Source organism: Terriglobales bacterium (assembly GCA_035651995.1).
Classification (GTDB): Bacteria; Acidobacteriota; Terriglobia; order Terriglobales; family Acidobacteriaceae; genus DASRER01.
Genome location: DASRER010000014.1, coordinates 112,146 through 124,782, shown reverse-complemented (window position 1 = coordinate 124,782; position 12,637 = coordinate 112,146). Strand labels below are relative to the sequence as shown.

Below are 12,637 nucleotides of genomic sequence, written 5' to 3'. Positions count from 1 at the left end.
GGAAAACGCCAATCCCTGTGCGCTTTCACGCTGGCAAGCGCGAAGCGCGCGAGTATAGCCCGGTTGTGCCCGGAACTGAGCGGTGGGCCTGTGGATGACGCTTCCTGACGTACCTGCGCCCCGCTCGTCCATCCCGGAAGCCGCGGCGACGCATCCGTTTCATCTGGGGACCCCTAGAAAGAGGAGGAGATCGATGCCCGAGAAGGAAACCATCGAACGTGCCCGTGAAGACGAGCGTCAAGGCAAGTCACCCAGCACCCAGGCGGGCGAATTCGTCCGCGAAGAGATAGAACACGTCCGCGAAGGCAAGCACGGCGCCGAGTCGCCGCAACAGGCGATCGCCATCGGACTCTCCAAAGCAAGACGCGCCGGAGTAAAGCTTCCCGCGCCCCGCCGCGGACGGGCGTCCGCTCGAACGCGGAAACAGGCGCGGCGCGACTTGCGACGCGGGCGCACCCGCCGAAAGACGTCGGCGCGTCGCTCGCGCGCGACCACGCGCGCCCTGCGCCGCAAGGGACGCGGCGCTGCCTCACGCCGCAGCTTGTCGCGCCAGGCCCGCGCCGCCGCCCGCCGCCGTGGCGCCGCCAGCCGTCCTAAGGCCGCCGCGAAAGCTGTGCGCACCAGGGGCAGGAAGGGCATGCAGCGCGCCGCGCGCAGGGCGGCCGCAACCCGTCGTCGCGCCGCCTGAGTATCTCCGGACCGAAGGCCCGCGCTCATCGCGCGGGCTCTTCGTGCTTCACGCGCCCGCCTGCCCGCGGGCCGGCTCGCCCAAACCGTGTCAAGCCCCCGCCAGCCCGCAAATCCCGCTAACCGCCACATTCTGCTGGCAAGAAAATTCCCGCCGCGCTTCCCATCGCCCCGCTCAAAGTTGCTATGCTGGAAATAAGAAGGCCCCGAAAGCGCATTCCGCTTCCGGGGCCTTCCCCGTTTGCAATCGCCGTCTCGTGAAGTGGCTTCCTGCGTGTGCCCTTCGCGTCCTTTGTGGGAAACGCCTTTGACTTTGTTGCAGGACCCAAAACGAACGTTCTTTGACAACAAGTCCCGCGCTTTCAAGACCACGGACTTAAACGGCTGCGCCGCAATGTGTTCCGTGGCTCGAATCCAGCGGCGCTGAAAACGCTCATGTCAGCACCTCGGTCTCAACCCGCGCATCCGCAGTGTTTTGCCGGGGAACCGCGCCTCCAACTCATTGCAAACAATCACAGGGTAGGAGGGGGGAAGGGGGTCAGCGACTCTGGCTATCTCTCCACCGCCATCGCCACCGAGTTCCCTCCGCCCAGGCACAGCGCGGCGATGCCCCGATGCACGTCGCGCCGCATCATCTCGTAGATGAGGGTCGTCAGCACGCGCGCGCCGCTGGCGCCAATCGGATGTCCCAGCGCCACCGCCCCGCCGTTCACATTGACCTTGGCCGGATCGATGCCCAGCTCGCGCACCACCGCCAGCGCCTGCACCGAGAACGCTTCGTTCAGTTCGTAGAGGTCAACATCTTCCGGCTTCCACCCGGTCTTCTGCCAGATCTTCCGCACGCCCGAGACCGGCGCCATCATCACCCACGCCGGGTCCACGCCGCTGGTCGCCTGTGCCACGATGCGCGCCATCGGCGCGGCGCCGAGTTCCTTGGCGCGCAGCGCGCTGGTCACCACCAGCGCCGCCGCGCCGTCGTTCATCCCCGGCGCGTTGCCGGCGGTCACCGTGCCGTCTTTCTTGAAGACCGGCTTCAGCGCCGCCAGAGTTTCCGCCGTGGTGTCCTCGCGCGGCGATTCGTCTTTCTCGACCACGACCGCCGGCTGCCCTTTCTTCTTGGCCGGCAGTTCGACCGGCAGGATCTGCGACTTGAACCGGCACTCCTTCTGCGCGGCAACTGCCTTGCGATGCGAGCTCACCGCGAACTCATCCTGCTCGGCGCGCGTGATGCCGTACTTCTCGGCCACGTTCTCCGCCGTCATGCCCATGTGGTAGTTGTTGTACACGTCCCACAGGCCGTCATTCACCACCGCGTCAACGATCTGCGCGTTGCCCAGCCGGTATCCCTTGCGCGCCTGCGGCAGCAGGTACGGCGCGTTGCTCATCGACTCCATGCCGCCGGCGACGACGATGTCGCTGTTTCCCGTCTGGATCGCCTGCGCCGCCAGCGCCACCGCCTTCAGGCCTGAGCCGCACACTTTGTTGATCGTCATCGCCCCGGCTTCCGGAAGAAGCCCGCCGCGCAGCGCCGCCTGCCGCGCCGGGTTCTGCCCCAGTCCGGCCGCGACCACCAGGCCCATGATGCACTCATCGACCTGCTTCGGCTCGACCCCCGCGCGTTTCACCGCCTCGCGCACCACCATCGCGCCTAACTCCGGCGCCGGCACTTCACCCAGCGCTCCCTGAAATTTTCCGATCGGCGTGCGCACCGCGGAAATGATGACCGTCTCGTCCATAACTGCTCCTTCCGCTCTCCGCGACCTTTCATTATAAGATGGCCGTCGCGGGCGAACGATTCGCCGCCATCCTCGATGAACGAAAACATCGTCACCGCTCCCGCCGCACCCGCCGCTGCCGCCGTTGAGCCGCCCAGGCGCCCGCTGGCGTCGCCGCTGCACACCGCCGTCCTGGTTCTCGTCGCCGTTGCGGTGTCGCTCGCCGGCAGTTCGTCGGTCGGCGCCAGCATCGCGCGCCACGGCCGCATTCGCACTTACGCTTTCACAATCGCCTACGAGTTGGTGCTGCTCGGCTGGGTCTGGTTGGGAATTCGCCGCCGCGGCGAAAGCATTCGCAGGCTGATCGCCGGACGCTGGAAGACGCCGGAGGATTTCCTGCTCGACCTGGCGATCGCCGCCGGCTACTGGATCGTCGCGATCGCCGTTCTCGCGGGTCTTTCGTTCGCGCTCGGACTCGCCGGCCAGGCGCAGGCGGACGCGGCCAAAAAAACTCTGTTTGCGCTCGCACCTTCCACCCGGCCCGAGCTTGCGCTCTTCATCGCGCTCAGCTGTGTTGCCGGCTTCATCGAGGAAGTCGTCTTTCGCGGATATCTGCAGCGCCAGTTCGCCGCCTTGTGCGGCGGCAGCGCCGTCATCGGCATCGTCGCCTCCGGCATCGTGTTCGGACTTTCGCACGGATACGAAGGCGCCAGGCGCATGGTCGTGATCGCCGTTTATGGAATCCTGTTCGGCGTTCTCGCTTACTGGCGGAAGAGCCTGCGGCCGGGAATGATCGCGCACGCGTGGCATGACGTCATCAGCGGCCTTGCACTGCGACTGCTGAAGTAATTGTTGTGCGTCGAACTCGCAGCGCACTTCATCGCGCGCTGCATTTTCTGTTTCGCGGCGCGTAACCTGAGCACACTCGCCGCAGCGCGTCACATTTTTTCTCTTGACATCGTTTTTCAATCACTCTATACATTCAAACAATTGCAACAGAGCATCGTTGCTATTCGATGAACAATCGAAGGGAGAATAGTTCAATGGCAAAGAAAGCGAAGAAGGCCAAGAAGAAGAAACACTAAACTGGCCGCCAAGTCGATACAGGGGACGCGACGAGCGTCCCCTTAGTCTTTTGTTTGCGGACTTTCGTCCGCGCCCGCCGATGCCGCATCCGATCGCGGCGCGATCTGAAACAGCCGCTCTTCCGTCTCCGGACACAGCGAGCGCCATCCACACCAGCCGCAGTGATATCCGGGCCGCGCCTGAAACTTTCCGGCGGCGATCGCCGAGGCGATTTCCGCAATCTTGTTTTCCGCTGAGCGCAGATCGCTCGCGCTTCGCGTAGTGGTCACGGTGCTGCTGTTTTCCAGGTTGAAGAAAGCCAGCCGCTCCGGCCGCATCCCCAGCTTGGTGGCAGCGAGCGCGTAGACGGAGAGCTGCAAGCTCCGGTCGGCATCGTCGTCGTCTCGCGGCCTGCCCGACTTGTAATCGGTGATCGCAACGCCGGCGCCGTCGAGCGTGTCCACGCGATCGAAGCGGCCCACCACCTTCGCTCCTCCGACTTCCACCTGGAAGCGCTGTTCCGTGGCCTGCACGCGCGGAAACGGCGAGCGCGTCACCAGTTCGTAGAACTCGTGCAACTGCTGTCGCCCCTGCTGCGCGTACAACTCGCGCTGGAATTCGTCTTCGAACTGCACGCTGGCGCTGGCGGCGGCGAAGCACGCCTGCAGCTCGGGCTCGGTCATCGGCCGCCCCGCCTGCACGGCATCGAAAAAAGCCTTGAGCGCGGTGTGCATTGCCCAGCCGTTGCTCAGCGCGCCGGCAGGCTCCTCGGGCAGCTTCCAGTCGCGCTCCATCTTGTACTTCAGCGGACACCGGTCGTAATTCTCGATCGCGGTGGCGCTCAGCGGATCGAGGTCAAGGCGCCGCATTGGCGGCAGCTCCATCCAGGCGGCCACTGCCGAGGCGGGCGCCGCCGCGGCCAACCCGGTGGCGTACGGTTCGGCGGCACGCTGGCGCAGGAAGGGAGCTGCCTCGCGATCGGTGAGCAACTCGCGCAAATATCCGGGTGGCGATGGGTCCTTCTTACCGGCGCCCCGCTTGGAGCTGAGCGTGAGTGTGTCGCGCGCGCGCGTCATCGCCACGTAGAACAGCCGCCGCTCTTCTTCGTAATGCTGCAGCTCGGGATCCGTTGCCGGCGCGGCCGGCCCTCGCAGCTCGTTCGGCATCTCGAATAACGGCTCGCGGTGGCTGGTGGGAAATCCGGGCTTGATGACCCGCAGCACGAACACGTGCTGGAACTCCAGGCCCTTGGCGCCGTGGACGCTCATCAGGCGCACGGCATCAGGCACCGCGGTGTCTTCGTCGTCCTCGGGGCGCGCGACCCTGCCGCCCGATTCAACGTACCAATCCAGATACTCAAGGAACTCATCCAGATCGCCACGCACGGCCAGCGGCTTCTCGCGCCAGCGCTCCACGAACTCGCGCAGAACGCGCAGCGGCTCTGAATCGGACAATGCGAATCGCCGCTCGATGAAGTGCAGTGCAGCGCTCGCGCTCAGCTGCCGCCGCCGCACCTCCTCGCGCGTGCTGGCCACTTCCTGCAGCAATGCCTTGCCGCCCTCCAGATCGGCCAGCGCCTCCGCAACTTTCCCGCGATGCAGCGCCAGCCGCTCCCTGAACTCCTCGCCGCGAATGGAGTATTGCGGCAGCGCCGCCGCGCGGAACTGGCTGATGCCGTCGCCCGTGGCGACCGCGCGCATCAGCGCAATCGCATCGCGCCCCTCGGGCGTGTCGAGCACATCGAGCGCCTTCACGACGAACGGAATCCGCCGCGCGGCCAGCTCGCGAATCACCTCTTCGCGGTGCCGGTGCTGGCGATACAGCACCGCAAAGTTGCACCACCCGAACAGGTGCCGCTGCTCCGGGCAGCGGCAGCTGCTCGCCTCCTGCATCCGGCCGATCGCCTCGGCAATATTGGCCGCCTCCTCCTCGACGCTGGTGGCGATGACTACGTTCACCGGCTCGCGAGGCAGTGTCTCGCTTCGTTCTTTCGCGTCCGCTTCCCTGCCCGACTCGAGCCGTCGCCGCTTCAGCTCGCTCACTTGCGCGCTCGGTCCGGAAATCTCAGGGTTGCGGCGGATGACGCTGTGGGCGCACGTCAGGATCGGCGACGTCGACCGCCGGTTTTCGCGCAGCGTCACAGCGCGCGTCTCCGGAAAGCGCCGGAGGAACTCGTCGAAGGCTGCGCTCGACGCGCCGCGAAACTGGTAGATGGCCTGGTCGGGATCGCCGACGGCGAAGATGTTGCGTTCATCGCCGGCCAGCAGCGTGGCCAGCTCGATTTGCGCGAAGTTCGCGTCCTGGAACTCGTCGATCAGCAGATACCGCGCACGCCTGCGTTCAGCGTCGAGCACCTCGGGTTTCTCGCGTAGCAGCGACACCGCCCGCGTGATCTGGTGCCCGAATGTTCCCAGCTTCTCGCGCGCCAGCATCTGCTCCACGGCGCGGAACACGCGTGCAATTTCGCGGCAGCGCGCCAGCTTCTCGTCATCGCTGAGCGCGTCCTGCTCCTTCTGCCGCGCTACCCGCGGCGGCGGAAGCTCACCGGCCGCGACCTGCTGCACGTAGAGTTCATAACGGGCGGCATCCACCAGCTCGTCGTGGCAGCGTTCAAAGAAGGTGAGCAGGTCGTTTAGAAAAACGGCGGGCGCGGCTGCGCGAATGTAACGCTCCAGCGGCAGCTCGCGACGCGCCATCCGCCTCCGCAGGTACACCCACAGATCGTTGGGCTCGAGGATCCCGAAGTTGCGCCGATGGCGTTTCAGCAGCTCGTAGCAGTACGCATGGAAGTTGCCCGTCCAGATCTTCGCCCCCCGCGCGCCCAGCCGCTCGCGGACACGGTCTTTGAGCTGCTGTGCCGCGTTCTTGGTGTACGTGATGGCGAAAACCTCTTCCGGCTTGGCCTCGCCCGACGAGACCAGCCGCACCAGCCGCTCCACCAGCACGGTCGTCTTGCCCGTGCCGGCGCCGGCCACCACCAGCATGGGCCCGCGGCCGTGATCGACGGCAATCCTTTGTTGCGGGTTCAGTCTGTCGTACACGATTCGGCGCGAAGATGCGCCAGAGTGCGGCGCGAAGCCCGATTATCGAAGCAGCCGCACCCGGCGGCAACCCAGATTTTGCCTTAGGCGAGATCGTGCGCGACGCAAGATGACGTTTAGCGGCGCGGAAGAGGCCTCAAGAGGCGCCGCTTTCCGCGGTTGCGGAAAACGCCTGCGCAACCGCAAGCGCCGCAACCACTGCCGTCTCGGCACGAAGGATGTTTGCCCCCAGCGACGCGCACAGCCATCCGGCCGAAGCAAATTGCTCCAGTTCGCGCTCTGTCCACCCGCCCTCGGGACCAATCGCCAGCGCCAGCGAACCGGCGGGCGCTTGCGCCAGCGCGTCACCAAGCGAGAGCGGGCATTCGGATTCGGCGAGTACCACGCGCGCGCCGCTTTCCAACTTCACAACGTCCGCGAACTTTGCCGGGTCTGTGATTTCCGGCGGCGCCACCCGCCGCGATTGCTCCGCCGCCTCGCGTGCGATGCGCCGCCAGCGCTCCACCCGCTTGATTGCCGCCTTGGCAAGATGCGCATCCGTGCGCGCCGCCGCAAAGGGCACGATCCGCGACGCGCCAAGCTCGGTGGCTTTCTCTACCGCCCACTCGAAGCGATCAAACTTGAAGATGGCAAGCGCGAGCGTGATCGCGCCGGATCGCACCGAAGGCAACTCTTCTCCTAAAGCGAATTCCACGCGATCGTCGCTCACCCGCGTCACGCGTCCAAGGCGCACACGCTCGCCCACCGCGATATCAAATTCCTCGCCCACTCGCGCTCGCAGCACGCGCGCCAGGTGCGCCGCGTGTTTGCCGGTGAGCGCCGCGGTATCGCCGTCATGCTCGTCGGCCATCCAGCGTCGGCGGGTCACGTTCAGGAAGTGAAGATGTCTTTGACTTTGCCGAGAAGCGAATTCTTCTCTGGCTTGTTTTCGATCGGCTGGCCCGCGTCCAGTTGTTCCAGCAGCGCGCGCTGCTGCTTGCTCAGCCTGGTTGGGGTCTGAACTTTGACCTGCACGTACAGGTCGCCCTTGCCGTGCCCGTTCAGCGAGGCAATTCCCTTGTTGCGGATACGGAACGTCGTCCCCGTTTGCGTGCCTTCGGGAATTCTCAGCAAGTGCTCGCCGTCCAGCGTGGGAACCGTGATTTGCGCGCCGAGGGCTGCCTGCGAAAACGAGATCGGAATCGCGCAGTGCAGGTCTTTACCGTCGCGCTCGAAGAAGCTGTGCTCCTTCACGTGAAACACCACGTACAGGTCGCCCGCCGGACCGCCGTTGACGCCGCCCTCGCCCTGTCCGCTGAAGCGCATGCGTGTCCCGTCTTCCACTCCCGCAGGGACCTTGACCTCGATCCGCCGCTCGCGAATCACACGCCCTTCGCCGTGGCACTTGGCGCAGGGATCGGCGATCACGCGGCCCGCGCCCGCGCACGCCGGGCACGTCCGCGCAATGGTGAGGAACCCCTGCTGATATCGCACCTGCCCCCGCCCGCCGCAAGTGCGGCACGTGGCCGGCTCTTTACCCTTGGCCGCGCCGGTGCCTCCGCAAGCCTCACAGCCCTCGTGGCGGCGAATGTGCACCTCGGTCTCCACCCCGAACGCCGCTTCCTCGAATTCGAGGCTCAGGTCTTCGCGCAGGTCGGCGCCACGCTGAGCGCGATTCCGCCGGCGGCCGCCGCTCGCGCCGAACAGGTCGCCGAAACCGAACAGGTCGCTGAAGATGTCGCCGAAGTCCTGGAAGATGGTGGGATCGAACCCGACACCGCCCGCGCTGCTCACGCCCGCGTGTCCGAAGCGATCGTATTGCGCGCGCTTGTCGCCGTCGGCGAGCACCGCGTACGCCTCGCTGCACTCCTTGAAGCGTTCTTCGGCATCGCTGTTGCCGGGATTCCGGTCGGGATGGTACTGCATGGCCAGCTTGCGGTAGGCGCTCTTGATTTCCTGCTCGCTGGCGCCGCGCGCCACCCCCAGCACCTCGTAGTAGTCGCGTTTTGCGTTGGTTGCCAAAATTCAGTTCTCGGTTTTCAGTTCTCGGTTCTCGGTTCGCCCGGCAACATCACGTCTCGGCTCTCATTCGCGCGCCTGGCCTCGGAGCAGCGCGGGCCAGGAAGAACTCCGGTTGGCGCTCCCAGGTCCAACTGAGAACCGAGAACTGAGGACTAGCCCTTCGGATTGCGCGCCACCCGCACCATCGCCGGACGCAGCAGCCGGTCTTTCAGCCTGTAGCCCCGCTGCAACTCCTCAATCACCTGATGATCGGGGACATCGCTGCGCTCCACCATTTCCACCGCTTCGTGCAGCGTTGGATCGAAGGGCTCGCCCTGGGCAGGCACGGGACGCACGCCCATTTTCGCCAGCGCGTCGCTGAACTGCCGCTGAATCAGCTCCACGCCGGAGCGGAACTCATCGCCCCCGCCGCGCGAACTTTTCAGCGCGCGGTCCAGGCTGTCGAGGATTGGCAACAGCGTCCGGGCGGCATCCACCAGCGCGTAGTCCCGGAAGTCGGCCTGCTCGCGCGCGGAGCGCTTGCGCGCATTCTCGAACTCGGCCTGCAGCCGCGCCATGCGGTCGAGCAGCGCGTCGCGCTCCGCTCGGGTGCGCTGCAGCTCCTCCTGCGCAACCTCGGCTGCTGCCGCGCTGTCGTCGCCCGCGGTCAGCTCGCGCTCGGCATCCAGCCGGACATCCTGGTCAAGTTCGGATTTGCCATTCCCTCTCGCCATAACCGTCCCTATTCGCCTTCGTTGAGGATCTTGTCGAAGAGCCGCGCGATATAGCTCACCGCCGTGATGGTGTGTTCGTAGTCGATGCGCGTGGGGCCCAGCACTGCCAGCGATCCGCGCACCTCGTCGCCAACACGGGCCGGCGCCCCGATGAGTACGAAGTTGCGCATGTGCGGCATCGCGTCTTCCAGGCCGATCACGACGCGCACTGCTTCCTGCTGCGCGTTGAGATACGCGGCCAGCAGGTCGGCAACGCGCTCTTTCTCTTCGAGCGTCTGCAAAAGCTGCCGAAGACGCGCGGTGTCCTGCTCGTTCCCCACCAGGTTGGCCGCGCCGCCGATGTACACGCTTTGCGACGAAGGCTCGGCCGCCAGCGCGCCTTGCCGGTAGAGCTGTTCGAGGGACCGCATCATGCGGTCGTACTCGCTGCGTTCTTCTTCCAGCCGCCGCGCAATTTCTGCGCGCACGGCTTCCATCGTCCAGCCTTGAAAATTTTCGTTGATGTAGCGCGCCGCAACGTCCAGGTCGGCCTGGCTCAGGTCGTGTTCGACCCGCAGCAGCCGGTCGCGCACCACGCCCGAGCGTGTGACCAGCACCGCCAGAATCTTGTTTTCCGACAGACGCGAAAAATAGATGTGCTCCAGCGCCTTGCGCTGCCCCGTGCTGGCTACCGTTACACCCACGCCGTGCGAGATCAGCGAGAGCACCTGCGACGTCCGCTCCAAAAACTCCTGCGGATCGCTGATCCCGTGCAGCGAGTCCTCGATCAGCCCTGCGTCGTTCTCCGAGATTCGCGCTCGCCCCGTCAACTGTTCCACGTAGTAGCGGTAGGCCTCGGTGGTCGGCACGCGGCCCGCGGAAGTGTGCGGCTGCTCCAGATAGCCGGCATCGGAGAGGTCGGCCATGACGTTGCGGATGGTCGCCGGGCTCAGGCCCTCGGCATTCATGCGCGCCAGCGTCCGCGATCCTACCGGCTCGCCGGTGGCGATGAAGGTGGAAACGATCGCCGTCAGGATCTCGCGTTCGCGCTCTCCGATGTTGGGTTGGTTCGGCATATGCCCAGAGACAATCCTGCTGTCGGTCCGGACGCCGACAGCAGCTTAATCCTTTAGATGCAAAAACTTAGCTAGCGACGCCCGGCACCTTCGATGGTCTCGATTGTAGGAACGCGCTGCCGGACTGTCAAGATTGGCACTCTGGGTACCCAGAGTGCCAATCCGTGCAGGAGGGCTAGAACTGCTTCTGGATCGTCCCGGTGAGGACGCGGTTGCTGTCCGTCTCAAGAAACAGGACGTTGTTGAAGTCCACGATGTAGAGCGCCAAAACTCCGTTGGGCAGCGTGCCCGCGTTGCTGGTGAAGCTGGCGGCGCCACGTCCGGTGGCGGAGTCCACCAGGTACGAAGCGGTGAAATTCTGCGCCGTTGACGTGGAGCCGTTGTTGTTCACGTCCACGATTCCGGTGAGCGCGCTGCCGCCGTTCAGCGTGAACTGCCCGATCACATCGCTTTGTCCGCGGTTGGTGATGAGGTCCGCGCCCGTGAGCAGCCCGGCAAACTCACCCACGAGTGAAGATCCGTTGAACGTTGAGACGCCCTGCGCGATGGCGGCGCCGCGCGTGACGTTGGTCGCGTCCACTTCCACCAGGTTCAGCACGCCACCCGCCTGTGGATAGAACACGTACTGCAGCGTGCTGCTTCCGGCGGTGAATGACAGCGTGGCGCGCCCGGTGGCCGTGTCGCTGACGGCGTACGTGCCCGACAGCGGCACATTGCTCTGCAGGTTGCCATTGCTGTTCTGGTCAAGCATGCCGCTCACCACGCGTCCGCCGCCGTCGAGCGTAAAGATTCCGCCCTGGCCCACCGGAGTAAGCGCCGCCGTGCCCGACGTCGTGAAGGCGAATCCACCGGAGAAGCTGGCGTTGCTGAACGGACCGGCGGCCTGCTTGCCCACGTCACCCGCCAGTACCTGCGCGGTATCGGTGCCGACCAGCTTGAGCCGGTTGGTATCGACAATGTAATAGGCAAAGTTCAGCGTGCCAAGGCCGCTTACGATCGAGAGCGTGCCGCGGCCGTTCGCGTCGGGCGCGGTGTAGGTGCCCGTAAGGGCGCTGTCCGGCGTGACGACATTCGCCACATTTGCGTCCAGCCGCCCGCTCGTGATCCCGCCGGCGCCGCCTGAAACGAGCGCCCCGGCGATGGCCACCGTGCGCCCGGCGCTTTGCCCGCCAATGTTGAACGCATAGCCGCCCTGCACCGACGCCAGCGTGAATTGCGAGGGCGTTTGCCGGTCGAGCACGCCGCTGGCGTTGGCGACGCCGGCATCGAAGCGCGCTGCGAACCCGTGCAGGTTGTTCACCAGCGTGAACTGCCAGCTTTCCGTGCCCGCCGCCGTCTGGATGGTTGCGGTTCCGCGTCCGTTGCTGCCCACGTTGTAGCTGCCACCGGTGATGGCCACGTTCGCGGCGCCGTTGTTGTTGTTGTTCACGTCCTCCGTGCCGCCGGTGATTCCGCCGGTGCCGTTGAAGACGATGCTGCCGCCCGCCATGAACGGCGCGCCGGATTTCTGTCCGGAAAATGTAAATGCGTACCGCCCGCTGAGGCTTCCGTTGCCGAACTGAATGGTGACGCTGGCCGTCGCAGTGGGCGCGCTGCCGTCATTTGCCGTCGCCGTAATGCGCACATTGCCCCCCGGCGGCGGCGTCAGGGGCGCCGTGTACACACCCGCGGTGGTGATCGATCCGCACGCGCCGGCCGTCGCGCTGTCGCAACGGACCCCCCAGGTCACCGCGATGGGCGCGCCGTTCTCCGTCGCGCTGAACGTCTGCTGGCCGCCGGCGGGTAGCGTCGCCACCTGCGGGCTGATCACTACGAACGCCGTGGGTATGGGCGGCGCAGGTCCGGTGATGGTGACCGAAGCGGTCGCGGTCTTGGTGGTATCGGCCTGCGAGATCGCCGTAATCGTGACCGTCGCCGGGTTCGGCACCGTATTGGGCGCGGTATAGAGTCCCCCTGTGCTGATCGTCCCGACGGTGCTGTTGCCGCCGGCAATGCTGTTCACCTGCCAGTTGACGGCGGTGTTGCTGTTGCCGGTCACGGTAGCGGTGAACAGCACGGTTTGGCCGCCAACCACCGACGCGGTGGTGGGCGATATGGTGATGGTGACGGTCGTGGAGGAGGAAGACGACTTGCCGCCGCCGCAGGCGACCCACAACGACATCGAGCATACGGCCACGGCCAGGGCGAGCTTCTTCATCGAGGCGTCTCCACGTCTATGACGGAGTTCCAGGTGGTTCTTGCATCGGTGAAGACGAACCTGGGCGCGGGGCGCGCTTCTCCCGAAGCGCCCGAAACGCGCGGCTCGCTTCACATGCGCTGCAAGATGAAACGCAACATAATAACCCAGCAGGGCTGCTGGA

At 65.7% G+C, this 12,637-nt stretch carries 9 protein-coding genes; 2 read left to right on the top strand and 7 right to left on the bottom strand.

Annotated elements, in window-relative coordinates:
- Positions 1–193 precede the first annotated feature (193 nt).
- Entirely contained in the window at positions 194–688 is a 495-nt protein-coding gene (locus VFA60_05625; protein HZQ91254.1) for a DUF6496 domain-containing protein, read from the top strand.
- A 550-nt stretch (positions 689–1,238) separates the two neighbouring features.
- On the opposite strand, the gene VFA60_05620 is transcribed toward VFA60_05625, so the two are convergent.
- Positions 1,239–2,423 (bottom strand): acetyl-CoA C-acetyltransferase, encoded by a 1,185-nt coding sequence (locus tag VFA60_05620; GenBank protein HZQ91253.1) that lies wholly within the window; start codon positions 2,421–2,423, stop codon positions 1,239–1,241.
- 75 nt (positions 2,424–2,498) lie between these two features.
- Here VFA60_05620 and VFA60_05615 point away from each other — a divergent pair, with 75 nt between their 5' ends.
- Positions 2,499–3,251, top strand: a complete 753-nt coding sequence (locus VFA60_05615; GenBank protein ID HZQ91252.1) for a CPBP family intramembrane glutamic endopeptidase — start codon at positions 2,499–2,501, stop codon at positions 3,249–3,251.
- A 278-nt stretch (positions 3,252–3,529) separates the two neighbouring features.
- On the opposite strand, the gene VFA60_05610 is transcribed toward VFA60_05615, so the two are convergent.
- The 6 genes from VFA60_05610 to VFA60_05585 all read right to left on the bottom strand — a co-directional run bounded on the left by VFA60_05610 (position 3,530) and on the right by VFA60_05585 (position 12,474).
- Positions 3,530–6,508, bottom strand: coding sequence for an ATP-dependent DNA helicase (locus VFA60_05610; protein HZQ91251.1), 2,979 nt, complete (start codon positions 6,506–6,508; stop codon positions 3,530–3,532).
- 136 nt (positions 6,509–6,644) lie between these two features.
- The gene (locus VFA60_05605; GenBank protein HZQ91250.1) at positions 6,645–7,376 is read right to left on the bottom strand and encodes an RsmE family RNA methyltransferase; all 732 of its coding nucleotides are present in this window, start codon (positions 7,374–7,376) and stop codon (positions 6,645–6,647) included.
- A gap of 2 nt (positions 7,377–7,378) precedes the next feature.
- Positions 7,379–8,509, bottom strand: a complete 1,131-nt coding sequence (gene dnaJ / locus VFA60_05600) for a molecular chaperone DnaJ (protein ID HZQ91249.1) — start codon at positions 8,507–8,509, stop codon at positions 7,379–7,381.
- 152 nt (positions 8,510–8,661) lie between these two features.
- The gene (gene grpE / locus VFA60_05595) at positions 8,662–9,222 is read right to left on the bottom strand and encodes a nucleotide exchange factor GrpE (protein ID HZQ91248.1); all 561 of its coding nucleotides are present in this window, start codon (positions 9,220–9,222) and stop codon (positions 8,662–8,664) included.
- 8 nt (positions 9,223–9,230) lie between these two features.
- On the bottom strand, positions 9,231–10,277 hold the full coding sequence (hrcA, locus tag VFA60_05590; GenBank protein HZQ91247.1) for a heat-inducible transcriptional repressor HrcA: 1,047 nt from the start codon (positions 10,275–10,277) through the stop codon (positions 9,231–9,233).
- Between the two features lie 175 nt (positions 10,278–10,452).
- Positions 10,453–12,474 (bottom strand): hypothetical protein, encoded by a 2,022-nt coding sequence (locus tag VFA60_05585; GenBank protein ID HZQ91246.1) that lies wholly within the window; start codon positions 12,472–12,474, stop codon positions 10,453–10,455.
- Between the last annotated feature and the right edge of the window lie 163 nt (positions 12,475–12,637).

What these genes read in the sequence shown, in the direction of transcription:
- hrcA (HZQ91247.1), bottom strand. Translation starts at nt 10,277, where the DNA reads ATGCCGAACCAACCCAACATCGGAGAGCGCGAACGCGAGATCCTGACG.
- VFA60_05585 (HZQ91246.1), bottom strand. Translation starts at nt 12,474, where the DNA reads ATGAAGAAGCTCGCCCTGGCCGTGGCCGTATGCTCGATGTCGTTGTGG.
- grpE (HZQ91248.1), bottom strand. Translation starts at nt 9,222, where the DNA reads ATGGCGAGAGGGAATGGCAAATCCGAACTTGACCAGGATGTCCGGCTG.
- VFA60_05615 (HZQ91252.1), top strand. Translation starts at nt 2,499, where the DNA reads ATGAACGAAAACATCGTCACCGCTCCCGCCGCACCCGCCGCTGCCGCC.
- VFA60_05620 (HZQ91253.1), bottom strand. Translation starts at nt 2,423, where the DNA reads ATGGACGAGACGGTCATCATTTCCGCGGTGCGCACGCCGATCGGAAAA.
- VFA60_05625 (HZQ91254.1), top strand. Translation starts at nt 194, where the DNA reads ATGCCCGAGAAGGAAACCATCGAACGTGCCCGTGAAGACGAGCGTCAA.